The sequence below is a fragment of the Erythrobacter sp. genome, from assembly GCA_019739335.1.
GTDB lineage: Bacteria > Pseudomonadota > Alphaproteobacteria > Sphingomonadales > Sphingomonadaceae > Alteraurantiacibacter.
Genome location: CP073261.1, coordinates 1454001 through 1479969 on the forward strand (window position 1 = coordinate 1454001; position 25969 = coordinate 1479969).

Here is a 25969-nt window from a genome sequence, read left to right on the forward strand (position 1 = left end):
CTAATCGGTCATCGTCAGAATCCCGCCAATGCCTTGTATTTCTTGAAGGTTCTGAGCCGGTCGACTCTTCCGAACTCTACGATCGCGCGTTTGATCGCCTGGATAGATTTGTCATGGCACACTTCCCGACAGAGGGGCACATGTATTCGGATTACTACGCGCCGCAGGAAGTTAGTGCTCTCCCGTTCCTTATACGGGCCGATGGAGGCGTCCCGTGGCGGTGCGTTGCGGGTGTTATCTACATTGGGCAGGTTGCTGGCTATCCGCAGGTAAGCCTTCTCACGCGCCCGGAAAGTATCCGATAACTAGCAAGAGATTTTCGAGCTAGTCTCCCAGCCCCTCCACCCGCATCGCCGCCCCCGCCAGCGTCTCGGCTTCCAGCAGCAGCTCGTCGTCCTGCGCCCCCTGCGGCACAGACTCGCGCCCGATCATCACCATCACCGGCACCGCGAGCGGGCTCACCCGGTCGAGCACCACGTGGTCAAGCCGCTCCGCAGCCGTATCGAGCAGGTCGGCCAGCCGCCCCACGTCGGTCATCCGCGCCCGCGCATCGGCCCAGGCCGCTTCGATCAGCACGTGATCGGGCTCGTACTTGCGCAGCACGTCATAGATCAGGTCGGTGCTGAAGGTGACCTGCCGTCCGCTCTTCTTCTTGCCCGGATGCTGCCGCTCAACCAGCCCGCCAATCACCGCCACTTCGCGGAAGGCGCGGCGCAGCAGGTGCGAATCCTGCACCCAATCGATGAATTCGTCGGTCAGCACATCGGGCGAGAGCAGCGGGCGCGGATCGGTGACGGGTTTCAGCCCCCAGACGCCGAGCGAATAGTCGTTCGCCACAAACCCACCCGGCATCAGCCCCAGCTTCTCCATCCGCGCAGTGATCAGCATGCCGAGCGACTGGTTCGCGTTCCAGCCGGTGAAGGTGTAATAGATGGTGTAGTGCCGCCCGGCGTGGGGGAAACTTTCGACCAGCAGGTTATCCGGCCCGGGCATGTGGCTCCGCCAATCCTGCACCTCCAGCCATTCGCGCACATCGTCGGGAAACCGCGCCCAGCCCGCGCGATCGGTCAGCAAGCCGCGCACCCGGTCTGCCAGATGGGTGGTCAGCGGCAGCCGCAGCCCGCCGTAGCTGGGGATCATCGCCGCTTTCTTGCTGGCGCGGACGATCAGTTCGAGATCCTTCAGTTGTTCGACTTCAACGGTGACACCGGCGAACTGAAACGTGTCACCCGGGCGCAGCGAGGCAGCAAACCGTTCTTCCACCTTGCCGAGCGAGCGACCGTTGCGGAACCGCACTTCGAGCATCTCGGCATCGACGATGATCCCGGCGTTCATCCGGTGGCGGAAGGCCTGCTCGGGGTGCGTCAGCCGCCAGACTCCGTGCTTGTCGCGCGTGATCCTCTTGAACTTGTCGTAGGCGCGCAGCGCGTAGCCGCCGGTGGCGACGAATTCGAGGACGCGGCTCCACGTGGCCTCGTCAACCTGCGCGTAGGGCCAGCAGCTTCGTACTTCGGCCAGCAGCGCCATCTCGTCGAACGGCGCGGCGCAGGCGCAGGCCATCACGTGCTGGGCGAGTACGTCGAGCCCGCCCGGGCGGAAGTCCTCGCCATCGCGCTGGCCTTCCTCCACCGCCTGCATCGCCGCCGCGGCTTCGAGGAATTCGAAGCGGTTGCCCGGCACCAGCAGTGCGCGGCTGGGGCAATCGAGCCGGTGGTTTGCCCGCCCGATCCGCTGGAGAAGCCGCGAGCTGCCCTTGGGTGCGCCCATCTGCACAACCAGATCGATATCGCCCCAGTCGATGCCGAGATCGAGGCTGGCCGTGCAGACCAGCGCGCGCAGTTCGCCGCGCGCCATCGCGCCCTCCACCTTGTGCCGCGCTTCCTTGCTTAGCGAACCGTGGTGGATGCCGATGGGCAGATTGTCCTCGTTCGCGTCCCACAGGTTCTGGAAGATATATTCGGCGAGGAAGCGGGTGTTGGTGAAGACCAGTGTGGTGCGGTTGTCGCGGATGCGCTGGTAAAGCTGCGGGATCGCCCAGGTCGCCGCGTGCCCGCCCCACGGCACCCGCTCCTCGACCGGGAGCAGGATTTCGAGCTCCGGTTCGGCCCCCTTCTCACCGTTCACAAGTTCGACCGAATCCATAACCCCCCACGGAGCGATCCAAGCGGCAAAGCCTTCCGGATCGGCCACCGTGGCGGAAAGCGCGGCGCGCTGCATGTCGGGCGCGATGGCTTGCAGGCGGCTCAGCGCCAGCGCCAGCAGGTCGCCGCGCTTCTGGGTGGCGAAGGCGTGGATTTCGTCCACCACCACCCGTTTCAGTCCGGCGAACAGGGTGAAGCTGTCTTCGTAGCTGACCAGCAGTGAAAGGCTTTCGGGCGTGGTCAGCAGGACATTGGGCGGCTTGCTGCGTTGGCGGCGCTTCTTGTCGGAAGAGGTATCCCCGCTGCGCGTTTCGATCGTGATATCGAGCCCCATCTCTTCGACCGGCGTCACGAGGTTGCGCTGCACATCGTGCGCCAACGCCTTCAGCGGCGAGACGTAGAGCGTATGCAGGCCTTCGGGCGCCGCGCCCTCGCCGATGCGCGAGGGGCAGAAATCCGCCAGCGTCGGCAGGAACCCCGCGAGCGTCTTGCCCGCCCCCGTATCAGCCACAAGCATGGCATGCTTGCCCGCATCACTCGCCGCGAGCATCTCCGCCTGATGCCGACGGACCCGCCAGCCACGGCCTTCGAACCAGTTTGTGATTTCAGGTGGGACCGAAGAACTGGTCATGCGGAAATAGGAGCATCGCCGATCTGGCAGAAATCGATCGCGCCAGACCCCGAAAGCGACAGGGGGACGGCAATGATCAGGATTGTGCCCTCCTCAAACATTGCAGACCATCCTCCCTTCGCCACCTGAGGCCAAAATACGGTTCATATACAAATGCTTCAATGCGGCCAAATGCCATGCCGCTGCGTCGAGACGCGCAACTCCGGCTTCCTTCGTGCGTTAATTCACCATGAACCACGAAAGCTCGGTCGGGCCGTTCGCCCAGGACCGGGCTAATCGAACGTGGAGCCAACAGCAAAGGAGATACACGATGGTGGACCGCTACAACGACAACAACCGTTCACGCCAGCAGGAGAGCTATTCGGACCGGAATCGCAGTCAGGAAGAGCAGTTCCAAGGCGAGCGAGATCGGCAGTTCGGCGAGACCTATTCCAATCCTTACGAAGATCGCGGCTATGGCGGTCGAAACCGTGGTATGGAGGCAGACGGGCGCAGCGGCCAGGGTGGTTATCGCGACCGGGGCTTCCGGAGCAGCCGCCACGACGACTCGTTCGCGCAATACGAGGGTGGGCGCTTCGGATCGGACGACCGACCCGACTACGGAGGTCAAAATGCGCGAGGCACTCACGGCTCTTTCCGCGGAGATGATTTCGGCGGGGTAAATTTCGCCGGGAACACCTCCGGATACGGCGGCACGATTGGCGGGAGCCGATCAGTCGGTCGGGGCTATGACCGCGGCGGCGACAGTCACGAGCGCGGGTTCTTCGAAAAGGCAGGGGACGAGATCTCCAGCTGGTTCGGCGATGAAGATGCCGAGCGGCGGCGCCGTGAGGATCACCGCGGACGCGGCCCGGCAAATTACACGCGTTCCAACGAACGCATTCTCGAAGAGGCTTGTGACCGGCTCACCGATGATCGCGGGGTGGATGCCCGCAACATCACCGTAACGGTCGATGAAGGCGAAGTAACGCTCGACGGCAAGGTGAACACCCGTTGGGAAAAGCGTCGTGCCGAGGATTGTGTGCACGACCTGTCGGGCGTGAAGCACGTTCAGAACAACCTGCGCATCGAGCAGACCGAGATGCGGGCGGGTAACGAACCCACGATGGGGTCGCGTTCTTCGTAAGCAACTTGTCCATTCGGGACCTCCCTTGCCAAAGCGGCAGGGGACCTCCCGTTGGAAGGGGCTCGCCGATGGCGGGCCCGTTCTTTATTGTTCGGCTGGAAGCGGGCGCTCAGTCGCTGACAAAGGGCTGGGCGTCGAGCACCGCACTGTCCGAAGCAAGCGAATGAAGATAGGTCCGCCGCGCGTCCGAGCCGCGATCAAGGTCTTCCAGAGCTTCCCGTTGCTCGGCTGTCAGCGCGAATTGCCGGTAGCCGCGTTCGATCAGGCACGCTTCCAGTTCATCCTGCAAGATCTCGCGCAGATCGCGGAAGCGGCGATCCGCGCGGGTGCTTTCCACAATCTGCGCCTCCTGTTGCGCGCGTTGCAGGGTGAGCGAGTCGATTCCGCCGGCAAAGGCGCCGCCAGCGGCATCACCGGTGCCGGCCGTGCCCTCAAGCGCTTCGAGACGTGACGTCGCGCGACGGAATACTTCTGCATCTTCGGTCTGCGAGAGATCGGTGTAATAGGCCTGCGTTGCGCATTCGACCGCATCGGTGCGGTAGTCTTCGATGCTGACCCCGGCCAGCCCCCAGCTGGCGTCCTGCGCCTGTGCGGGAGCAGCCAGACTGGCGGCGAAGGCGAGCGAGGGCAGGATCAGGGTGCGCATCACGGCAATTCTTCGCCTGTTTTCGAAAACGAGTCCAGTATTTCGCGTTTGTTGTCAGTGTCCGTGATCGATCGCCGCATCTGTCGCCACAGCGGCGGCTTCTGCGGCCGCATTCATTTCCGCCCCCTCGCGCATCGCCTGCTCCAACTCCGCCTCGCTCATGCCCGTCAGCGCGGCCAGGCGGGCGCGTTCACGCGCGGAGAGATCTGCGAATGCCCGGGCTGCGGGCAAGGCTGCAAGAGTTGCCTCAAGCGCGGAATAGTCGAGGGCGGCGGGCACTTCCCAAAGTTCCGGTCGCGAATAGATCGATGCCGACACCCTCGGATCGGTCGCCATAGAAAGCGCTTCGCGTGCATAGGCCGCGCCGCTATCGGTGCGGAGGAAGGCTTCAATGTCTTGCAGTTGTGACTGCGTGAACCGGATGGCGAAAAGTTCGGCGTAAGCATCGCGCATGATCGGTTCGAACCGTTCGATCATTGCGCGACTGTAGGATGCCTGATGGGCGAACTGGGCTTCCTGCCGTTCACGCCATGCCGGATCGAGGATGTCCATCGCCTGCCCCGCCTTGGCTCCGGCAATCTCGGCGACGGCGGACGAATATGCAAGGGCACCATAGAGTGCGCCAAAGGGGTCGGCTTCCAGCTCGTATTCCGGTGAAATACCGAAAGTCGAGCCAGCAAGTTCGGCATAGGATCCTTCGGGCATGGCCAGGTCCGCCAACCGCCGCGCGGCGGGCATTCGCGCTTGCTGTTCCGCCGTCAGCGGCTCGACGGCAAATTCTTCGGCATAGGCATCGTAGGCTCCGTCTTCCTGCGCTGCCGCCTTTTGCGAAGCCATCGCCTGCGTCATCAGTAGCGCCGCCGCTACCGCCCCAAAAATCCCCCTGTACATTACCGAAATCCCCCCGTCAGTGGCCCACGCTTTCCCCGCGTTCGAGGCCGCTCAATTGCAATTGCTCGTCGATCTGGGCGAGCAATCGCTCCATTCCTTCAGCCGTATCACTTTCCGCGCGTGCCACCAGCACATCCTGCGTGTTGGAAGCGCGCAGCAGCCACCAGCCGTCGCCGCTGGTCACGCGCACGCCGTCGGTATCGTTCACCTGGTCGGGCGAATTGGCCATCCGCGCCTTCACTTCCTCGATGGCGGCGAATTTGCGGCTTTCGTCCACCTGGAAGCGCAGTTCGGGGGTGTTGAGCATCTTCGGCATATCACCGCGCAATTGCGTGACCGATTTGCCCAGCCGCGCCGAGGCCGCGATCAGTCGCACGCCGGCGTAGAGCGCGTCGTCGAACCCGTAGTAATCGTCGGCAAAAAACACATGTCCGCTCATCTCGCCCGCCAGCGGCGAGGAAACTTCCTTCATTTTGGACTTGATCAGTGAGTGCCCGGTTTTCCACATCAGCGCCTTCCCGCCGTGGGCCTCGACATGGTCGAACAGCGCGCGGCTCGCCTTCACGTCGGCGATAATGGTCGCATTAGGTAGTTTTCCAAGGAGGTCCTCGGCGTAAATCATCAGTAGTTGATCGCCCCAGATGACACGGCCCTCGCCGTCGATCGCGCCGATCCGGTCGCCATCGCCGTCGAAGGCAATTCCGAAGTCGCAGGACTTCTCGGCAACCACGGCCTTCAGGTCCACAAGGTTTGCCTCGACAGTGGGATCAGGGTGATGGTTGGGAAAGTTTCCGTCAACTTCGGTATAGAGCAGGTGATGGGTGCCGGGGAGGCGCGCGGCGAGCAGTTCCAGCGCCGGCCCCGCCGCGCCGTTGCCCGCGTCCCAGGCGACGGTGAGGTGTTCGAGCGCGGCGCGATCGATCCCGGCCAGCGCGCCCAGCATGTTCTCGACATATTCGTGCAGGATCACGACGGTCTCGACGCTGCCCGCACCGCTCAGCCAGTCGCCTTCGGCGGCCATTTGCCCGAGCTGCTGGATATCGGCACCGAAGAACGGTCGCCCGCGAAATACCATCTTGAAGCCGTTGTAATTGGCGGGATTGTGGCTGCCAGTTATCTGAATGCCGCCGTGCACCTCTTCGGCTGAGGCTTCGGCGTAATAGAGCATCGGGGTGGCGCCCATGCCGATACGGCGCACGTTGCAGCCGCTCCCCGTCAGCCCTTCGACCAGTGCATGTTCGAGGATTGGCGAACTGACTCGACCGTCATAGCCCACCGCCACCAGCGGCACCGTTTCTTCGCCCAATTCCTCGGCAAGATCCCGCCGCAGCAGCGTACCGAAGCCGCGCCCGATGGCGCGGGCATCGTCCGGCCCCAGCGTTTCGCCGATGATCCCGCGAATATCGTATTCGCGCAGCACGGTGGAGTGGAACTGGTGGGTCATGCGGGGGAACAGCCTTTCGTTTCCCGCCCGTTATCTCAGCCTATCTCGTGGGGCAACTCGTCAAGCAGCAGGTCACGCGCGGCGTTGGCTTCGTGGACCTGATCGTTCGAGCCGCCGCGATCGGGATGAACCATCGCGATCAGCCGCTTGTGTGCGGCGATGATGTCCGAACGGCTGGCACCCGCCTCGATCCCGAGCAAGCGTCGCGCACGGAAAATCGCCTGGCTGCGAGTGGAAACCTTGGCCTGCCACGGCCAGCGCCCGGCGACCCAGCGGAACACCAGCACGCCGAGCGCGATGAGGACGAGATACTTCATCATGCAGGTTCGCGCGCGGGTTCGGTGGCGGGGAGAACCGCACCCTTGCCAGGTTCGCTCTTGGGCAGGGGCAGGCGCAGGTTCTGCACCAGATTGCGCAGTTCCTGCCGCGCAACCAGATGGCTGGTGCCCAGTTCGCCCAGTTGTCCCTTGTCGAGCAGCGTCAGTCCGGAAGGGAACAGTTCGCGATAGATCACGCGTTCGGAAAGCCCCTGGATAGCGCGGAAGCCGACCCGCTTGGACAGCTCGGCCAATGCCTCGTCGATGCGGCGCTGGTTGCGTGCATCGGTGTAGCCGGTGCGGTTGCGCACCACTACCCAGTCCATCTCGCGCCGCTGCTGTTCGATCTGCGCGCGGCTGCGCTTGATCCGCGCTTCCCAGATCAGTTCGGCGTAGAAGCTCAGTTTGCGGACCTTGAAGGTCTCGGCATCGACCTGCCCGATCAGGTCGAAATCGACGAAGCTGTCGTTCATCGGCGTCACCAGCGTGTCCGCGCTGGCGGCGACATGGCGGGCGAAGGGGTCGTCGCGCCCCGGCGTGTCGAACACGAGGAAATCCGCGCCCTCGCCGATCCGCGCGGCCTCTTCCTCCAGAGCTTCGATGGTATCGCCGTGGCAGGTATCGAACATCGGGCCGGCCAGCCGTGCGCCGCGCCGGTCCTGCGTGGCGGCGCGGTTCTCGCAATAGCGGAAGAAAGTGGCCTGCCGCGTATCGAGGTCGAGCGCCGCCACTCTGGCACCCTGATAGGCGAGCGCCACCGCCACATGCACCGCCGTGGTCGACTTGCCCGTGCCGCCCTTCTCGTTGGCGAAGACAATACGGTGCGGCGTGGACATTTGCGGGCTTTCTCTGTGCTATCGCGGCGGCTAGCGTGCCGCCTCGTTCTACCGGAGGCATGCACCCTTGCAAACCGTCACCACAATCGAAAGCCTGCGCGCAGCTGTGGAAGATTTGCGGCTTACGGGTACGATCGCGCTCGTCCCGACGATGGGCGCGCTGCATGAGGGGCATCTGACGCTGGTCCGCGAAGCGGCGGCGCGGGCCGCGCATGTGGTCGCCTCGATCTTCGTCAATCCGCGCCAGTTCGGGCCGAACGAGGATCTCGATGCCTATCCGCGCAGGCTGGCGGAGGACGCCGCGAAGCTGGCAGACGAAGGGGTTGCGCTGCTCTGGGCACCGGGAGTCGAAGCCATGTATCCCCCCGGCTACGCCACCAATGTCAGCGTGGCGGGTGTGAGCGACGGCCTGTGCGGCGCGGCCCGGCCCGGCCACTTCGACGGGGTGGCGACGGTGGTGTGCAAGCTGTTCAACCAGGTCCGCCCGGACATAGCGCTGTTCGGCGAAAAGGACTGGCAGCAGCTCGCGGTAATCCGCCGCATGGCGCGCGATCTCGACCTGTCGTTTCCCAAGGCCGATGCGATTCACGCGGTGCCGACAGTGCGTGAGCCGGATGGTCTGGCGATGAGCAGCCGCAATGCCTACCTCTCGCACGAACAGCGTGCCGCCGCAGCCGCCCTGCCGCGCGCGATGCGGGAAGCGACTGTGCGGTTGGGAGACGGGCGGGAAGCGGCTCCGGTGCTCGCCATTCTGGCAGGCGAATTGCGTGGCGCGGGTTTCTCCAGCGTGGATTATGCACAATTACGCGATGCCGATTCGCTCGTCCCGCTTGAAAATGCTAAAGGCCATGCCCGCCTGTTCGTTGCCGCCCGCATTGGGGCCACACGGCTGATCGATAATATGGCGGTGGATCGGAAACCTGAATGACTGCATGCGATACTTGCGTAGTCCGCAACACGGCCATCTGTTCGGCACTCGACTCCACCGAGATCGAGGCTCTCAACAATATCGGCCGGCGCCGGAAAATGGTGGCGGGCGAATCGCTGGTGTGGGAAGGCGACCGTTCGGTGCTGGTGGCGAACGTCATCGAAGGGATGCTCAAGCTGAGCACCGGGACCGCAGACGGGCGCGAGCAGATTGTCGGGGTGGTCTATCCGAGCGATTTCATCGGTCGCCCGTTCGGCGCCACCACCGATCATTCAATCACTGCACTGACGGATGCCAATGTCTGCGTCTTTTCGCGAGCCGATTTTGACCGTTTCGCGGGCGAGCACCCGAAGCTTGAACACAAGCTGCTTCAGCGCACCTTGGCTGAACTCGATCGCACGCGCAAATGGATGCTGCTCCTCTCGCGCAAGAATGCCGAGGAAAAGGTGGCGACTTTCCTGCTGGAAATGTCCGAGCGACTGGGGGGTGCAGATTGCAAGGCTGGCGAAGAGGCCACGCCGCTCGACGACTTCGAACTGCCGTTTTCGCGCCAGCAGATCGGCGATGTTCTGGGGCTGACGATCGAAACCGTCAGCCGCCAGGTCACCGCGCTTAGCCGCGCGGGCGTCATCGCCCTGCCCAGCCGCCGCGCAGTCGAAATCCGCGACCGCGCGGCGCTGGAAAGCATGGCCGGCTAGAAACGGCTTCTAGAACCGGAACGCGACGCCCGCGCTGAGCACCCAGGGGTCGAGATTGTGCTCGGTTCGGATCACCGCAACGCCATCGGCAAACCAGGTTGCCGTGGTGCCGATGAAATAGCGCTTGGCATCAAGCGACAGGGCGAACCGGTCGCTGACCGGCACGTCGACACCTGCCTGTAGGGCAAAACCAAGTTCGTCGCTGAGACTGAAATCGTCCGCACCTAGGGCAACCGCCGTCGCGCCGGGCTCGTCGTCAAGCCAGAGGAAATAGGCCGGGCCTGCGCCGACATAGGGCGAAATGCCGCCGGGGTTGAGATGATACTTCAGCGTGAAGGTAGCGGGCACCAGCAATGCGTCGGCGACCAGTTCTGTACCCGCCGCTCCATCTACTCCGTCGACATCGTGTTGGGTGACGCAGCAGATCGTTTCCAGCGATATGTTCGGCGAGAAAAAGTATTCAATCGCCACGGTCGGTACCACATTGTCGTTAGCCACGGTCTGCGAGCCCGCGGGAAGCCCGACATCGTCGAGCAGGACGCGGTCTATTTCCCCGTCGGGCAGAACTGCAGTGCCGAGCACCTTGGCTTGGACATCGCCCGCTTCTTGCGCCGCAGCAGGAGCGGCGAGGCATGCAAGCGCCAGCGCGGTTACACCAAGGATGGGCGGCGAATTCTGGGTCATCGATTATTACTCCGTTGATGCCACACCGGCCGTCCCTTGCGGCCTTCGGCGATGCGCCAATGGGCGCGGCGGAACAGGGATGCCTTGATTTGGCGCAAGATTGGGCGCACGAAAATTTCTTCGCGGAGAAACGATGTTTTTGACCGCGATCAACGAATCCGATGAGCAGCCCGCTAGCGGTGGCTGGAATATTCAAGGATCGAATCATGGAATCTACGCTCACCCGCACAGGGATATTCTTTGTGCTGATGTTTGCTGCGCTGGCCGCAGCGGGCCTCGCACACGATGCAGCCTTTGCCGTGCACATGACGATTGTTGCGCTGGCAGCGGGAATCGCGCTGGTCGTCACGGTGTGGCGAACCGAGATCGACGCTGTGACGCGCGACGTCCTGCGGGTGCCCGCCGATCCCACGCGCTACGATGACGATCCGGTGCGCTGGGGCGTGATCGCCACGGTGTTCTGGGGCATGGCGGGTTTCCTGGCCGGGCTGTTCATTGCGTTGCAGTTGGCCTTCCCGATGCTCAATATAGAGCCGTGGTTCAATTTCGGGAGGCTGCGCCCGCTGCACACCAGTGCGGTGATCTTCGCCTTTGGCGGTAACGCCCTGATCGCGACGAGCTTCTACGTGGTCCAGCGCACCTGCCGCACCCGGCTGGCGCTGCCGGGCATGGCTCGCTTCGTGTTCTGGGGATACCAGTTGTTCATCGTGCTGGCAGCGACCGGCTACCTGCTCGGCGTTACCCAGAGCAAGGAATATGCCGAACCCGAATGGTATGTCGACCTGTGGCTCACCATTGTCTGGGTCTGCTACCTGATCGTCTTCGTCGCCACGATCATGAAGCGCAAGGAGCCGCATATCTATGTGGCCAACTGGTTCTATCTCGCTTTCATAATTACCGTGGCGCTGCTGCACGTGGTGAACAATCTCGACGTGCCGGTCAGCCTGCTCGGATCGCGCAGCTATCCGGTGTTCGGCGGGGTGCAGGGGGCACTGGTGCAGTGGTGGTATGGCCATAACGCGGTGGGCTTCTTCCTCACCGCCGGCTTCCTCGCGATGATGTACTACTTCGTGCCCAAGCAGGCCGAGCGGCCGGTCTATTCGTACCGGCTGTCGATCATCCACTTCTGGAGCCTGATCTTCCTCTACATCTGGGCCGGGCCGCACCACCTGCATTACACCGCCCTGCCCGACTGGGCGCAGACGCTGGGCATGGTGTTCTCGATCATGCTGTGGATGCCGAGCTGGGGCGGGATGATCAACGGGCTGATGACGCTCAACGGCGCGTGGGACAAGGTCCGCACCGATCCGATCATCCGCATGATGGTGATGGCGCTGGCCTTTTACGGCATGAGCACTTTCGAAGGGCCGATGCTGTCGATCAAGGCGGTCAACAGCCTCAGCCACTATACCGACTGGACCATCGGCCACGTCCATTCGGGCGCGCTGGGGTGGAACGGCATGATTACCTTTGCCGCCATCTACTTCCTCGTGCCCCGGCTGTGGGGACGGCAGCGGCTCTACAGCCTGCGGATGGTCAACTGGCACTTCTGGCTCGCCACGATCGGCATCGTTTTCTACGCTGCCAGCATGTGGGTGGCGGGCGTCACCCAGGGCCTGATGTGGCGCGAATACGGGCTCGACGGCTACCTGGTGAACAGCTTTGCCGACACCGTTGCCGCGCTGTTCGAGATGTATGTGCTGCGCGCCTTCGGCGGGCTGCTCTATCTCGCAGGCGCGGTGATCATGGTGATCAATGTCTGGGCCACGATCCTTGGCAAGCAACGCGCCGAAGCGCCGATGACCGAGACCCCTTACAATCGCGAAGCCGACCGCCCCGCTGCGGCCATCCCGGCTGAATGAAAGATACGGACATGAGCACCGACGAAACTCCCATCTCCGCACCGCCATTGTCCGAAGTGCCGCCCGATGTGGCGGCAACGGTGAAGGGTCACGCCCGGCTCGAACGCAACGTCTCGCTGCTGGGGCTGGGGGCGCTGGTCGCCGTCTCGATCGGCGGGATCGTGGAAATCGCCCCGCTGTTCTGGATCGACAACACGATCGAAGAAGTGGAGGGGATGCGCCCCTATACCCCGCTCGAACAGGCGGGGCGCGATATCTACGTGCGTGAGGGATGCTATCTCTGCCACAGCCAGATGATCCGCCCTTTCCCCGACGAGGTGGAGCGCTACGGCCACTACTCGCTGGCGGCGGAAAGCATGTACGACCACCCGTTCCAGTGGGGCTCCAAGCGCACCGGGCCGGATCTGGCGCGCGTGGGCGGGCGCTATTCGGACGAATGGCACGTGCAGCACCTGATCAACCCGCAAAGCGTGGTGCCCGAAAGCGTGATGCCGCAATACGGCTTCCTCGCCGAGACCACGCTGCGGGTCCCCGATGCCGCGGCCATGCTGGAAGCGCTCGCCATTGTCGGCGTGCCCTACAGCGAGACCGACATCGAAATGGCCGCGCAGGATCTGGTGGCACAGGGCGATCCCGATGTGCCTGCAGGCGATCTCACCGAACGCTATCCCAAGGCGCAGGTGCGCGATTTCGACGGCGATCCACAGCGGCTGACCGAAATGGATGCGCTGATCGCCTACCTGCAGATGCTGGGCACGCTGGTCGATGTGAACAGCGCTGCCGCACAGGAAGAGCTGGCATCGGAGACGGGCCGATGAACGAGCATTCGACCTACGAAATGCTGCGCCAGATTGCCGACAGCTGGGGGCTGCTGGCGATGCTGGTGCTGTGGCTGGGCTTTGGCCTCTGGGCCTTCCGTCCGGGTGCGAAAGGGCACCACGAGGACGCGGCGAACATGATTTTCAAGGACGATCACGATGGCGAATGACATCCAGGACAAGCGCCGTGTCGACGAAGCGACGAACACCGAATTTGTCGGCCACGAATGGGACGGGATTGAGGAACTCGATACCCCGATGCCGCGCTGGTGGCTGTGGACCTTCTACCTCACCATCGCCTGGTCGCTCGCCTATGTGATCGCCTATCCGGCATGGCCGCTGCTGGAAAAAGGCACCGAGGGCGTGCTCGGCTGGACCAGCCGGGGACAACTGGCGGAGCAGATGTCGGCAGCCGAAATGGCCCGCGCAGACGTGCGTGCGCAGATCGCCGCAACCCCGCTCGAACGGCTGCCCGAGGACAGCGCGCTGCTGGCACAGGCGGTTGCGGGCGGGCGGGCGGCGTTCCTCGTCAATTGCGTCCAGTGCCACGGTTCGGGCGCAGCGGGCAGCCAGGAACTAGGCTATCCCAATCTGAACGACGACGACTGGCTGTGGGGCGGCGATATCCGCGCCATCGAATATACGCTGACCCACGGCATCCGCCAGCAGGACCATCCGGAAACCCGGCAAAGCCAGATGCCTGCCTTCGCCGGAATTCTCACGCCGCCGCAGGTGGGCGCGGTCGTCGATCATGTGCTTTCGCTCAGCGGCCAGGCGCAGCCCAACGCGGAAGGCGCAGCGCTGTTCGCACAGAACTGCTCGCTGTGCCACGGCCCCGCCGGACAGGGCGATCGCACCTATGGCGCGCCCAATCTGGCCGATGCCATCTGGCTGCGCGGCAGCACGCGTGCGGCGATCACTAGCCAGATACTCGCGCCCCGCATGGGGATGATGCCCAAGTGGGAAGGGCGGCTCGATCCTGTGACCATCCGCATGTTGGCGGCCTATGTCCATTCGCTGGGGGGAGGCGAAGACTTTGTGGAGGTCGCTGCCGACCCCGAGGTCGCCGTCGATGAACAGCCCTAATCACCTCTACGAAGCGGTCAAGACGGTCCACAACAAGCGGATCGACGGGCGCTTCCGGCGGTTCAAATGGCTGATGATGATCGTCACGCTGGCGATCTATTACGTCACCCCGTGGCTGCGCTGGGATCGCGGGCCCTATGCGCCGGATCAGGCGGTGCTGGTCGATATGGCCAACCGCCGGTTCTACATGTTCGGCATCGAGATCTGGCCGCACGAATTCTATTTCGTCGCCGGCCTGCTCATCATGGCAGGGATCGGCCTCTTTCTCATTACCAGTGCCGTGGGCCGGGCATGGTGCGGTTATGCCTGCCCGCAGACGGTGTGGACCGACCTGTTTCAGCATGTCGACCGGCTGATCGACGGCGACCGCAATGCCCGCATCCGGCTGGAAGCTGCGCCGTGGACCTGGAGCAAGGTACTGCGGCGCGGGGTGAAGTGGACGATCTACCTTGCCATTGCCTTTGCCACCGGCGGCGCGTGGATCCTCTATTTCGCCGACGCGCCTACATTGTTCGCGGAATTCTTCGCGCTGGATGCCGCGCCGATTGCCTATGCGACGGTGGCGGTGCTGACGCTGACCACTTTCACGCTGGGCGGGTTCATGCGCGAACAGGTGTGCATCTACATGTGCCCCTGGCCGCGCATCCAGTCGGCCATGATGGACGAGAAATCGCTCACTGTGACCTACAAGGACTGGCGCGGCGAGCCGCGCGGTAGCGTGAAGAAGGCGCAGAAGGACCCCGAGGCGTTCGGCGACTGCATCGATTGCCTGCAATGCGTGGCGGTCTGCCCGACCGGGATCGACATCCGCGAAGGGCCGCAGATCGGCTGCATCACCTGCGCGCTGTGCATCGATGCCTGCGACAAGGTGATGGCCGACATCGGTCGCCCGCGCGGGCTGATCGATTACGCCACGCTGGAAGACTGCGCGGCAGAAGCGGCAGGCAAGGCTCCCAAGCCGATCTGGAAGACGCTGCTGCGCCCGCGCACCGTTGCCTACACGCTGATCTGGGGCAGCATCGGCATGGCGCTGCTGTTCGCGCTGGGGACGCGCACCCATACCGACCTGACCGTCTCGGCAGACCGCAATCCGCCCTTCATGCTGATGAGCGACGGATCGATCCGCAATTCCTACACGCTGCGGCTGCGCAACATGGAAAGTCGCCCGCGCGACATGGAAGTGGCGATCGCTGGTCTTCCAGGTGGGGTGTTCTGGACCGATACCATCGGGCAGAACGAAGCTGCTGCAAGCCAGACATTTACAGTTCCCGCCGATGCCACCTTGCCGGTGCGCGCCTATGTCGCGGCCCCTCCCGGAGCGGCGGCGACCGAGATTACCTTCACACTCACCTCGCAAGACGAACAGCGCGAGCAGGATGTGGTCGAAGCGGGTTTCACCACCCCGGGAGAACAATGATGCCGCGCAGGTTTACCGGTTTTCACATGGCAGCGATCCTCGTGACTTTCTTCGGCACGGTGATGGCGGTGAATTTCACCATGGCCTGGCGCGCGACCGACACCTTCGGCGGCGTGGTGGTGCGCAACACCTATGTCGCAAGCCAGGAATTCAACGGCTGGCTCGAGGCAGCCGAAGCGCAGCAGGCGCTCGGCTGGAAGGCGCAGGCTCTCTGGCGTGAGGACGGCCGGGTGCAGGTGCAGGTCAGCGGGCCGGACGAAAGCGCCAGCCTTGTCGGAGCCGCACGGCATCCGCTCGGACGCGAGACACCGCAGCAATTGCAGTTCGACCGGCAGGCGGACGGCAGCTTCCTTTCGCGCGAAATGCTAGCAAGCGGGCGCTGGCTGCTGCGGCTCGAGCTTCGCGACGGGGCCGATGTGTGGCGGAGCGAGGAGGCACTCTGATGGCGAGTGCTGCGACCTTGACCGGTGATTTGTCGCGCACTTCGCTGGCAGTGCCGGGAATGCATTGCGCCGGGTGCATGAGCAAGGTCGAACGCGCGCTTGGCGCGGTGCCGGGAGTGGCTTCGGCGCGGGTCAATCTGACGGCGCGCACGGTCACGGTGGAGCATGATGCGGAACTGGAGCCGCGCGCGCTGACCGAGGCGCTGGGCGGCATCGGCTTTGAATCGCAGGCGCGGCGCGACCTGTCTGCGAAAGCGCCGTCTGCCGTGCGCCCGCTGCTCGCCCCGCTGGCTGTCGCCGGATTCGCGGCGATGAATGTCATGCTGCTTTCTGTCAGCGTCTGGTCGGGCGCGGAAGGTTCGACGCGTGAGCTGTTCCACTGGCTCTCCGCGCTGATCGCCCTTCCGGCCATCGCCTTTGCCGGGCGGCCTTTCTTTACTTCGGCCTGGCGTGCGGTGAAGCGCGGCACCACCAACATGGACGTGCCGATTTCGATCGGCGTGATCGTTGCCAGCGGCCTGAGCCTCTACGAAGTCGTCACTGCGGGGCAACACGCTTGGTTTGACGGCGCGCTGATGCTGCTCACCTTCCTGCTCGCGGGCCGGGTGCTCGATGCGATGATGCGCGACCGCGCGCGCGCCGGAGTTGACGCGCTACTCAGTCAGGCGGCGCAGGGTGCAACCGTGGTTCAGCCGGGCGGCACGGTGGCTTGGCTGGATGCGGCACAGCTCGAAGCGGGCATGGTGATGCGCGTGGCGGCAGGGGAACGGCTGGCCGCCGATGGCGAGATTGTCGCTGGCAGCAGCCGCTTCGACCAGTCGATCCTGACTGGCGAAAGCGCGCCGGTCAGTGCCGGGGTGGGTGACAAGGCCTTGGCCGGAATGCTCAATCTGTCCGCTCCGGTGGACGTGCAGGTGAGCCACGCCGGGCACGACACCACGCTGGCTGAAATTGCCCGGCTGATGGAAGCGAGCACGCAGAACCGCAGCCGCTATGTCCGAATCGCCGACCGCGCCGCGCGGCTCTATGCGCCCGCCGTGCACACCCTCTCCGCCATCACGGTGATCGGTTGGCTGCTGGCGGGAGCCAGTCTGTATCAGGCTCTGGTGATCGGAGTGGCAGTGTTGATCATCACTTGCCCCTGCGCGCTGGGGCTGGCGGTGCCGGTAGCGCAGGTGGTGGCGAGCGGGTCGCTGATGCGCGCCGGGATCATGGTCAAGGACGGCTCGGCACTCGAACGGCTGGCAGGCGTGGATCGCGCACTGCTCGACAAAACCGGGACGCTGACGCTGGGCCGCCCGGTGCCGGATGAAACCGTCATCAACTTGTTCGGCGCGGAAGAGCGCAGCGTGGCGCTCGCGCTCGCCTCGCATTCCACTCACCCGCTGTCGCGCGGGCTGGCCAAGGCGCTCGCGGCGCGCGGGGTCGAAGCGGCCTTGCTGGAAGAGATCGCGGAGCGCCCCGGCATGGGCGTGTTCGCGCGCTGGAACGGGCACCCGGTCTCGCTGCGCCGTCCGGACGGCGGCAAGGGTTCGGCCGTGGCGCTCTCCATCAGCACTAGCCCGGTGCGCCTGCTGCCCTTTGCCGACGCGCTCCGTCCCGATGCCGTCGAGGCGCTTGACAAGCTGCGGGCGCTGGGGATCGACTGTTCGATCCTCTCCGGCGACAAGGTAGCCGCCGTCGAAGCCATAGGCATTGATCTGGGAATCGCAACGCAAGCGCAGACCGATCCCGCGCAAAAGCAGGCCAGGGTCGAGGCCGAGCGCAAGGCAGGGCACCGGGTGCTGATGGTCGGTGACGGGCTCAACGATGGCCCCGCGCTCGCCGCCGCAAATGCTTCCATCGCACCGGGCTCGGCCAGCGATGTCGGGCTGCAAGCCGCCGACATGGTCTTCGTTCAGGAATCGCTGCTGGCCCTGCCGCGTGCGGTTTCGGCATCCCGCCGGACCATGGCGGTGGTGAAGCAGAACTTTGCGCTCGCCATCGGCTACAATGCATTTGCCGTCCCGCTCGCGGTTCTCGGCCATGTCACCCCGCTGGTGGCTGCCGTCGCCATGTCCGCCAGTTCGCTGCTGGTAATTGCCAATTCACTGCGACTGGTAGGCGCGGCGCGGTGAACGGGCTGCTGATCCTGGTGCCGATTGCGCTGCTGCTCGGCTTGGCCGGACTGGCGGCGTTCTTCTGGGCGCTGCGCAGCGGCCAGTTCGACGATCCCGCCGGATCCGCCTCGCGCATCCTCATCGATGAGGACGAGGAGGGGAAAATTCCGTGAATGTCCCCACCCTCGCCATCGCGGCGCTGTTTCCGGCGATAGTCGGCCCGCTGCCGCTGGCCGGGCCTGCTCCGCTCATGCTGGAAATGGCGATGTGCAACGGCGGCATGCTGAGTATTCCCATCGAACGCAATGGGCCTGCCGTTCCCGCCACCACGCCGTGCTGCGCCAAGGGCTGCCAATCGCGCAAGCGTGGCAAGGCGTTTGACGCAGGACAAGGACACTAGCCACGCCCCGCGCCATGCAGGCTGGCATGTGGACCTATCACCCAGACCTGCTCGCCACGCCGGTGCCGCGTTACACCAGCTTCCCCACCGCTGCCGAATTTGACGCCAGCGTCGGCCCGCTGCAATTCCAGGATGCCGTCGGAACAGCGACGGGCGACGTCTCGCTCTACGTCCATATCCCCTTCTGCGAGAAGATCTGCTGGTACTGCGGCTGCAACACCAGCGCCGCCAACCGCCCGCAACGGCTCGCCAGCTACCTGGACGCGCTGCACCGCGAGATTGCGCTGGTGTCAGATCTGCTGCCCGCCGGAGCGCGCGTACGCCGGATCGCCTTCGGCGGAGGCAGCCCCAACGCGCTGGCTCCGGTCGATTTCGTGCGGCTGTTCGACCAGCTGACGCTGAAATTCCCGCTTGCCGATCCGTTGGTGTCGATCGAACTCGATCCCCGCACGCTCACCGACGAATGGGAAGGCGTGCTGCGTGGCGTGGGCGCCAGCCATGCCTCGCTCGGCGTGCAAACCTTTGCCCCACAATTGCAGGATGCCATCGGGCGTGTGCAGCCGCTGGCCATGATCGAACGTGCGGTGGGAATGCTGCGGCGCGCTGGCGTGACTTCACTCAATATGGACCTGATGTACGGTTTGCCGGGGCAGACGATCGACAACGTCCTGTCTTCGCTCGATCTTGCGCGGGGGTTCAGCGCGGAGCGGGTGGCTTTGTTCGGCTATGCCCATGTTCCGCACCTGATCGCGCGGCAAAAGCGGATCGATGGCAATGCCCTGCCGGATCAGGACCAGCGCTTCGCCATGGCCGAGGCGGGATTCCGCCACATGGTCGATGCGGGCTATGCCCCTGTCGGTTTCGATCACTTCGCGCTGCCCGGCGATCCACTGGCGCAGGCGGCGATGTCCGGTCGGTTGCGGCGCAATTTCCAGGGCTTTACGGACGATCCTGCCACAGCCGTGATAGGCCTTGGCGCATCGGCAATCAGCAGTTTCCCCGGCCTGCTGGCGCAAAACGAGAAGAATGCCGGGCGTTACCGAATGCTGCTCTCACAGTCGCGCCTGCCCGCCGCGTCGGGCAAGCTCCGCTCGGTGGACGACCAGCGCCGGGGTTCGATCATCGAGGAACTGCTCTGCCGGGGTCGGGCGCGAATCGACCAGCCGATCATGGCCGAGGCCCGGGAGCGACTCGAGCCGTTCCTTGCCGCGGGACTGTGCGAATATGCCGGCGGAATGCTGACCATTCCTGCCAGCGCTCTTCCCTATGCCCGCAGCATTGCCGCCTGCTTCGATCCCTACCGCCAGCACTCCCCGCGCCGGTTCAGCTCCGCGGTCTGAACTGCGAACTGCTGCCCTGGGCAAAAGAAACCCCGCCGAAGCGGGGTCTCTCGTATGGGTATCGACGTGTTCAGGGACTGGCGGGCAAGTCCTGCAACCGACTGTTCGAGCCTTCGGTTGCGACAATCGCCCTGGCAATTCCCGGTATACCTTTGGCTAAGACACGTATCAGTCCGGGTGGACTATCGGAGGAGCGTTGAGGCTGTCCGTTCGCCTGAGCAGTCGCGGTGGCGGCAAATGCGATTCCGGCTGCTGAAGCTACAATAGCGGACACAATCTTATGGCTCTTCATGGCGGTTCTCCATCTCAGGGCCCCCACGCAGAGAAATAGTCCTCTAAGCCAAACGTGCCTTCCACAATCGATAGTAAGTGGCGCTGCCCGGACCACCTGACGCCTGTGGATTCTCAGGTGCGACGGACGGTTTCGGCAGCGCGAGGAAAGGTTCGCTGGGGCAAGGGATTGGAGCGGGTAGCGGGAATCGAACCCGCATAGCCAGCTTGGAAGGCTGGAGCTTTACCACTAAGCTATACCCGCAATCCGGGCACCTCGGTGCCCTATCGTTTGCGCTGGGCCGATTGCCATTGGCGGGGCGGGTGCGTCAAGCCTTGATGTGTCCGGCATGGCGGACGCGGCCCGCTGATCCAGCAGCGCGATCGGCGCAGTTCACGCCGCCTGTTTCACCTGCGCCACAATCTTCTTCGCCGCGTCGCCCAGGTCGTCCGCCGCGATGATCGGCAGGCCGGAGTTCGCAAGGATATCCTTGCCCAGTTGCACGTTGGTGCCTTCCAGACGCACCACCAGCGGGACCGAGAGGTTCACTTCCTTCGCCGCCGCCACGATCCCCTCGGCGATCACGTCACACTTCATGATGCCGCCGAAGATGTTGACGAGAATGCCCTTCACCGCCGGATCGGAGAGGATGATCTTGAACGCAGCCGTCACCTTCTCCTTGCTGGCGCCGCCGCCGACATCAAGGAAGTTGGCCGGGAACATGCCATTCAGCTTGATGATGTCCATCGTCGCCATCGCCAGCCCCGCGCCGTTGACCATGCAGCCGATATCGCCATCCAGCTTGATATAGGCGAGATCGTACTTGGAGGCCTCGACCTCCATCGGGTCTTCCTCGGTTTCGTCGCGCATCGCCTCGACATCGGGGTGGCGGTAGAGCGCGTTCGAATCGAAGCTCATCTTGGTGTCGAGCACCAGCAGTTCGCCGCCAGCGGTTTCCACCAGCGGATTGATTTCCAGCATCGCGCAATCGAGCTTGACGAAGGCATCGTAGAGCTGCTTCGCCAGCTTCTGCGCCGCCTTGGCCAGATCGCCCGACAGGCCGAGCGCGAAGGCCACTGCGCGGCCGTGGTGCGGCATGAAGCCGGTTGCGGGGTCAACGGTGAGGGTCGTGATCTTCTCGGGCGTGGAATGCGCCACTTCCTCGATATCCATCCCGCCTTCGGTGGACACGATCAGTGCGACACGGCTGGTTTCGCGGTCGATAACCATCGAAAGGTAGAATTCCCTGGCGATATCCACCCCGTCGGTGACGTAGAGCCGGTTGACCTGCTTGCCCGCATCGCCGGTCTGGATCGTCACCAGCGTGTTGCCGAGCATGTCCTTCGCATCGGCTTCGACATCGGCGACACTCTTGGCCAGCCGCACGCCGCCTTTGGCATCGGCGGGCAGTTCGGCGAACTTGCCCTTGCCGCGTCCGCCCGCGTGGATCTGCGCCTTCACCACGTAGAGCGGCCCCGGCAGCTTGCCCGCAGCCGCCACGGCTTCTTCCACGCTCTGCGCCGGATAGCCGGTGGGCACGCCGATGCCGAATTTCGCCAGCAGTTCCTTGGCCTGATATTCGTGGATGTTCATGGGAATGGGCCTTCGTATCTTGGGAGAGCAATTGGTCAGCTTTTCGTCGGGCGCTTAAGCATCATCAAGCGCGGCTTGCAAACCCTCTCTTCCTCAATCATTGGCGCGATCACCCATGATCGACAGCATGAAACTTGAACAGATTTGCCGAGAGGCGGGGCACATGGCCCATGGCCGCTGGCCCGGTGGTGGCCATGACCTGAAGAGCTGGGAGAAATCGCCCGGCAATCCGGTCTGCGAGGCCGACATGGAAGTCGACGCCTTCCTCAAGCGCGAACTGGGTCGCCTGCTGCCTGCGGCGGGCTGGCTGAGCGAGGAGACTGCGGACCATGCCGGGCGGCTCGACAAGGGACTGATCTGGCTGGTCGATCCCATCGATGGCACGCGCGATTTCATTCGTGGGCGGCCGGGCTGGGCGGTGTCGGTGGCCTTGATCAGCGGCGGGCGGCCCCTGATCGGCACGCTGGTTGCCCCCGCACGCGGCGAAGTCTGGTCGGCCACGGCGGGCAGGGGTGCGTGGCGCAACGGTGAGCGGCTGGCGGCGAGCACGCGGCGCGAGTTTTCCGGCGCGCGGGTGCCCGCCGATTCGCTGGCGAAGGAGGACCGCGACCTGACGACAGTCGACAAGCCCAATTCGATCGCCCTTCGGGTAGCAATGGTAGCTGCTGACGAGGCCGACCTGCTGGCCACGCTGCGCTGGGGCTATGAATGGGATATCGGCGCCGCCGCGCTGATCGCCCGCGAGGCAGGGGCGCGCGTGACCGATGCCTTCGGCCAACCGCTCGCCTACAACAAACGCGATCCGCGCGCCTTCGGCCTGCTCGTCACCGCGCCTGCCATCCATGATGCAGCCGTGGAGCGACTGGCGGAACGCGCGGCGCGGATCGTGGGAGAATAGAAAAAGGGCGCCCCTTGCGGGACGCCCTCACTCTTGCCAGAGCGACTTGCTCAATAGGCGGCGTTCACGTCCGCCTGCGTTACCGGGGTAATCCGGATTTCCACGCGGCGGTTTGCCGAGCGGCCGCTTTCGGTGGTGTTGTCGGCAATCGGGTACTGCTCGCCATAGCCGATCGTCTCGATGCGGGCGCGGGCAACGCCGCGCGAGACGAGGTAGTTGGCGACCGATTCGGCACGGCGGCGCGACAGGTCGAGGTTGTACTGCTCGCTGCCGGTCGAATCGGTGTGGCCCATCACGTCGATCAGGCTGTTGGGCCGATCAACCATGTTCTGCGCCACGCCATCGAGCGTGGACCGCATGGTGGGCGAGATGTTGGTCGAATCGACCGCGAAGGTAACGTCAGGGAAGTTGACCAGGATGCCGTCACCATTCGGGGTCTCGGTCACGTCCACGCCGGTACCGGCGGTGACTTCTTCCAGTTCGCGGATCTGTTCGTCCATCCGGTAGCCGACATAGCCGCCTGCGGCTGCGCCGATCCCCGCGCCGACGATGCGGGCGGTCTTGCCGCCGATCAAACCGCCGAGCAGATAGCCGAGCCCGGCCCCGCCGATACCGCCGATGGCGGTGCGCGAAATAACCTGGTTGCCGGTATTGGGATCGGTGACGCAAGCAGTGGTCGTACCGACCAGCGCAAGCGCGCCGATGGACGACATGAGGACTTTCTTAGAATACATTGGTTCTTCCTCCAGAATCACGCAGACCACGATGCGAGTAATCATGTTGCATCCCGCACAACGGTTTGGCCAGCGGAGCGTTCCGTAACTTCTCGTAACATCGGTGATGACGTGAAGGGTTCGCACCTGCGGGCATATCTGCTAGCGCCGCAGACCTGATGGATCCGTTTCCCTGGCATTATCTCGCCGCGCTCATTTTCCTGATTGTTCTCAATGGCGTGTTTGCCATGTCCGAGCTCGCAATTGTTTCGGCACGCACCGCGCGGCTGCGGATGGCAGCGGAAAAGGGCAGCAAAGCCGCGGCCGTGGCAATGCGGCTGGCGGCCGAGCCGGGCAAGTTTCTTTCCACGGTGCAGATCGGCATCACCCTGATCGGCATTATCAACGGCGCAGTGTCGGGTGCCGCACTGGGCGGGCCGGTGGGGGACCGGATCGCGCTGCTGGGCGTGGATGCGGATATCGCCGACAATGTGGGTTACATCGTGGTGATTGCCGTCACCACCTATCTCAGCCTGGTGATCGGCGAACTGGTGCCCAAGCAGCTCGCCCTGCGGGCGGCGGAACCGGTGGCGATCATCATGGCGCTGCCGCTGGACCTGTTGGCAAAGGTGTCGAAGCCGTTCGTGTGGTTGCTGGACAATTCCTCCGCGATGCTGCTGCGGCTGTTGCGAGTGCGTCACAAGGGCGAGCACGGCCTGACCGGCGAAGAACTGCAGATGATCTTTGCCGATGCTACGCGCAGCGGAGTGATCGAGGAACAGGAGCGCGCGATCCTTTCTGGCATCATGCGCCTTCAGGATCGTCCAGTGCGCGAACTGATGACCCCCCGCACACAGATCGACTGGCTCGATGCGAATGCCGACGAAGCTGAAATGCGCCGGGTGATCGAAGAATCGCCCCATTCGCTGCTGCCGGTGGCGGACGGTACGGCCGACAGGGTGATCGGCGTTATCAAGGTGCGCGAACTGTTGGCGCAGATGCTGACCGGTGAGCCGGTGGTGCTCGCCGACATCCTGCGCAAGAGCCAGGTCGTGCCCGACCAGCTCGATGCGATGGACGCGCTGCGGGTGCTCCAGCAATCGGGCACCGGCATGGCGATGGTGCATGACGAGTACGGCCATCTCGACGGGATCGTGACCACGGCGGATCTGTTGGCAGCCATTGCCGGCGATTTCGCCAGCCACCAGGACGAAGGCGACACGCCGATGATCGTCGCGCGCGAGGACGGATCGCTGCTGGTGTCGGGCGCGCTTTCGGCCGATGCGCTGGCCGAGCGGCTGGGGCTCGATTTTCCCGAAGGCCGTGAATTTGCAACGGCGGCAGGTTACGTCTTGTTCATGCTCAAGCACCTACCCGCCGAAGGGGAATACTTTACCGACCAGGGGTGGCGTTTCGAAGTGATCGATATGGACGGCCGCAAGATCGACAAGCTGCTGGTGCGCGAGGAGTGAAGCGCGCTCAGCGAACGACGCCGGTGTCGGACTATCCTCTCGCTGGCTCACCGGGGCCGCGGCGAAGGCGCATGCGGGGATATTGTGCCCTACGCCGCCGCGTGTGTGTTTCCTACAGGCAGCCCGCTGTGCTTCCCTAAATGGCATGGACCGCATTCCACCCTCCGCTCGCCTGGACGCGAGAAAGGTCACACTTCTGTCTCCAACGGTGACACAAGTGGTTTTTCCTGCCCTTAACCGTGCTCCATATGCTCCAAAAGCCCCGTACGTGAGACGAACCGAGTGCCTGCTACTGTGTGACGGCGAAGTTCGCAGTGGGCCGATCTTCACTTTCAGCCGCCGCGAAGCCGCAGAAATTAACCGGATTTCCCCTGTTGCCGGAAAGACTCACCGCAAAAGTCTTAACGCGGAAACCGATTGTTAACCTTTTTTGGTGAGAAGCGACGTGGTTAATTCACGGCAACACCTCTGAATTGAGGGTTACCACCGGGAGCAAAGGGGTTTCCAATGCGTGTTCTGCTGATCGAAGACGAGCCGACGACCGCCAAGGCGATCGAGCTGATGCTCACCACCGAAGGCTTCAACGTCTACTCGACCGATCTGGGCGAGGAAGGCCTCGATCTGGGCAAGCTGTATGATTACGATATCATCCTGCTCGATCTGAACCTGCCCGACATGCACGGGTACGATGTGCTCAAGAAGCTGCGCGTGGCCAAGGTGCAGACCCCGGTGCTGATCCTGTCGGGCATTTCCGAAATGGACAGCAAGATCCGCAGCTTCGGCTTCGGCGCGGACGATTACGTGACCAAGCCGTTCCACCGCGACGAACTGGTCGCCCGCATCCACGCTGTGGTGCGGCGCTCGAAGGGCCATTCGCAGAGCGTGATCCGCACCGGCAAGCTGGCGGTGAACCTCGATGCCAAGACCGTCGAAGTCGATGGCGCGCGGGTGCACCTGACCGGCAAGGAATATGCGATGCTCGAGCTGCTGTCGCTGCGCAAGGGCACCACGCTGACCAAGGAAATGTTCCTCAACCACCTTTACGGCGGGATGGACGAGCCCGAACTGAAGATCATCGACGTGTTCATCTGCAAGCTGCGCAAGAAGCTTTCGAGTGCCTGCGGCGGGGAAAACTACATCGAAACCGTCTGGGGCCGCGGCTATGTGCTGCGCGATCCGGGCGAGGAACAGGTCGCCGCCTGATAGTGATTTTGC

General features: G+C 64.0%; 25 protein-coding genes and 1 tRNA gene. 16 read left to right on the forward strand and 10 right to left on the reverse strand.

The window, feature by feature from the left end:
* Positions 1-324: 324 nt before the first annotated feature.
* A complete protein-coding gene (locus JY451_07180; GenBank protein QZH76311.1) occupies positions 325-2772 on the reverse strand; it encodes a ligase-associated DNA damage response DEXH box helicase in 2448 nt (815 codons plus the stop codon).
* A gap of 310 nt (positions 2773-3082) precedes the next feature.
* On the opposite strand from JY451_07180, the gene JY451_07185 reads away from it, so the two are divergent.
* Positions 3083-3898, forward strand: coding sequence for a BON domain-containing protein (locus tag JY451_07185; GenBank protein ID QZH76312.1), 816 nt, complete (start codon positions 3083-3085; stop codon positions 3896-3898).
* Between the two features lie 109 nt (positions 3899-4007).
* Here JY451_07185 and JY451_07190 read toward each other — a convergent pair whose 3' ends face one another.
* Genes JY451_07190 through JY451_07210 form a run of 5 tightly spaced genes read right to left on the reverse strand, consistent with a single transcriptional unit; the run spans position 4008 to position 8032 of the window.
* Positions 4008-4544 (reverse strand): hypothetical protein, encoded by a 537-nt coding sequence (locus JY451_07190; GenBank protein ID QZH76313.1) that lies wholly within the window; start codon positions 4542-4544, stop codon positions 4008-4010.
* Between the two features lie 54 nt (positions 4545-4598).
* On the reverse strand, positions 4599-5435 hold the full coding sequence (locus JY451_07195) for a hypothetical protein (protein ID QZH76314.1): 837 nt from the start codon (positions 5433-5435) through the stop codon (positions 4599-4601).
* Positions 5436-5451: 16 nt separating this feature from the next.
* Complete coding sequence (locus tag JY451_07200; protein QZH76315.1) at positions 5452-6879, reverse strand: phosphomannomutase/phosphoglucomutase; 1428 nt, start codon at positions 6877-6879, stop codon at positions 5452-5454.
* Between the two features lie 35 nt (positions 6880-6914).
* Entirely contained in the window at positions 6915-7199 is a 285-nt protein-coding gene (locus tag JY451_07205) for a J domain-containing protein (protein QZH76316.1), read from the reverse strand.
* Positions 7196-8032 (reverse strand): AAA family ATPase, encoded by an 837-nt coding sequence (locus tag JY451_07210; protein QZH76317.1) that lies wholly within the window; start codon positions 8030-8032, stop codon positions 7196-7198. Before JY451_07210 ends, JY451_07205 begins: the two co-directional genes overlap by 4 nt.
* Before the next feature lie 67 nt (positions 8033-8099).
* Between JY451_07210 and JY451_07215 the strand changes: the two genes are divergently transcribed.
* Together JY451_07215 and JY451_07220 are read left to right on the forward strand one after the other, a co-directional pair.
* Entirely contained in the window at positions 8100-8960 is an 861-nt protein-coding gene (locus JY451_07215) for a pantoate--beta-alanine ligase (protein ID QZH76318.1), read from the forward strand.
* On the forward strand, positions 8957-9658 hold the full coding sequence (locus tag JY451_07220; GenBank protein ID QZH76319.1) for a Crp/Fnr family transcriptional regulator: 702 nt from the start codon (positions 8957-8959) through the stop codon (positions 9656-9658). The genes JY451_07215 and JY451_07220 overlap by 4 nt, the downstream gene beginning before the upstream one ends.
* A gap of 9 nt (positions 9659-9667) precedes the next feature.
* On the opposite strand, the gene JY451_07225 is transcribed toward JY451_07220, so the two are convergent.
* On the reverse strand, positions 9668-10342 hold the full coding sequence (locus JY451_07225; GenBank protein QZH76320.1) for an outer membrane beta-barrel protein: 675 nt from the start codon (positions 10340-10342) through the stop codon (positions 9668-9670).
* A gap of 206 nt (positions 10343-10548) precedes the next feature.
* Here JY451_07225 and ccoN point away from each other — a divergent pair, with 206 nt between their 5' ends.
* From ccoN to JY451_07275, 10 genes are read left to right on the forward strand one after another with little or no spacing between them, the layout of a single operon-like run.
* The gene (ccoN, locus tag JY451_07230) at positions 10549-12204 is read left to right on the forward strand and encodes a cytochrome-c oxidase, cbb3-type subunit I (protein QZH76321.1); all 1656 of its coding nucleotides are present in this window, start codon (positions 10549-10551) and stop codon (positions 12202-12204) included.
* Positions 12205-12215: 11 nt separating this feature from the next.
* A complete protein-coding gene (gene ccoO, locus JY451_07235) occupies positions 12216-13022 on the forward strand; it encodes a cytochrome-c oxidase, cbb3-type subunit II (GenBank protein QZH76322.1) in 807 nt (268 codons plus the stop codon).
* The gene (locus JY451_07240; GenBank protein QZH76323.1) at positions 13019-13192 is read left to right on the forward strand and encodes a cbb3-type cytochrome c oxidase subunit 3; all 174 of its coding nucleotides are present in this window, start codon (positions 13019-13021) and stop codon (positions 13190-13192) included. The genes ccoO and JY451_07240 overlap by 4 nt, the downstream gene beginning before the upstream one ends.
* On the forward strand, positions 13182-14108 hold the full coding sequence (gene ccoP / locus JY451_07245) for a cytochrome-c oxidase, cbb3-type subunit III (protein ID QZH76324.1): 927 nt from the start codon (positions 13182-13184) through the stop codon (positions 14106-14108). The genes JY451_07240 and ccoP overlap by 11 nt, the downstream gene beginning before the upstream one ends.
* On the forward strand, positions 14095-15525 hold the full coding sequence (ccoG, locus tag JY451_07250) for a cytochrome c oxidase accessory protein CcoG (protein ID QZH76325.1): 1431 nt from the start codon (positions 14095-14097) through the stop codon (positions 15523-15525). The genes ccoP and ccoG overlap by 14 nt, the downstream gene beginning before the upstream one ends.
* Positions 15525-15968, forward strand: coding sequence for a FixH family protein (locus JY451_07255; GenBank protein ID QZH76326.1), 444 nt, complete (start codon positions 15525-15527; stop codon positions 15966-15968). The genes ccoG and JY451_07255 overlap by 1 nt, the downstream gene beginning before the upstream one ends.
* Positions 15968-18085, forward strand: coding sequence for a cadmium-translocating P-type ATPase (cadA, locus tag JY451_07260; protein ID QZH76327.1), 2118 nt, complete (start codon positions 15968-15970; stop codon positions 18083-18085). The genes JY451_07255 and cadA overlap by 1 nt, the downstream gene beginning before the upstream one ends.
* A complete protein-coding gene (ccoS, locus tag JY451_07265) occupies positions 18082-18240 on the forward strand; it encodes a cbb3-type cytochrome oxidase assembly protein CcoS (GenBank protein ID QZH76328.1) in 159 nt (52 codons plus the stop codon). Before cadA ends, ccoS begins: the two co-directional genes overlap by 4 nt.
* Positions 18237-18467: a hypothetical protein gene (locus JY451_07270; GenBank protein QZH76329.1), complete on the forward strand. Its 231-nt coding sequence runs from the start codon at positions 18237-18239 to the stop codon at positions 18465-18467. Before ccoS ends, JY451_07270 begins: the two co-directional genes overlap by 4 nt.
* Positions 18468-18493: 26 nt before the next feature.
* Positions 18494-19807, forward strand: a complete 1314-nt coding sequence (locus JY451_07275) for a coproporphyrinogen dehydrogenase (GenBank protein QZH76626.1) — start codon at positions 18494-18496, stop codon at positions 19805-19807.
* A gap of 461 nt (positions 19808-20268) precedes the next feature.
* Here JY451_07275 and JY451_07280 read toward each other — a convergent pair.
* Positions 20269-20342, reverse strand: a tRNA-Gly gene (locus JY451_07280).
* A gap of 129 nt (positions 20343-20471) precedes the next feature.
* On the reverse strand, positions 20472-21671 hold the full coding sequence (sucC, locus tag JY451_07285; protein QZH76330.1) for an ADP-forming succinate--CoA ligase subunit beta: 1200 nt from the start codon (positions 21669-21671) through the stop codon (positions 20472-20474).
* Between the two features lie 115 nt (positions 21672-21786).
* Here sucC and JY451_07290 point away from each other — a divergent pair, with 115 nt between their 5' ends.
* Positions 21787-22569: a 3'(2'),5'-bisphosphate nucleotidase CysQ gene (locus JY451_07290; protein ID QZH76331.1), complete on the forward strand. Its 783-nt coding sequence runs from the start codon at positions 21787-21789 to the stop codon at positions 22567-22569.
* Between the two features lie 50 nt (positions 22570-22619).
* Here the strand turns inward: JY451_07290 and JY451_07295 are convergent, their stop codons facing one another.
* Complete coding sequence (locus JY451_07295) at positions 22620-23303, reverse strand: OmpA family protein (GenBank protein QZH76627.1); 684 nt, start codon at positions 23301-23303, stop codon at positions 22620-22622.
* A gap of 158 nt (positions 23304-23461) precedes the next feature.
* Here JY451_07295 and JY451_07300 point away from each other — a divergent pair, with 158 nt between their 5' ends.
* Positions 23462-24754, forward strand: a complete 1293-nt coding sequence (locus tag JY451_07300; GenBank protein ID QZH76332.1) for an HlyC/CorC family transporter — start codon at positions 23462-23464, stop codon at positions 24752-24754.
* Between the two features lie 507 nt (positions 24755-25261).
* Positions 25262-25957, forward strand: a complete 696-nt coding sequence (locus tag JY451_07305; protein QZH76333.1) for a response regulator transcription factor — start codon at positions 25262-25264, stop codon at positions 25955-25957.
* Positions 25958-25969: the final 12 nt, after the last annotated feature.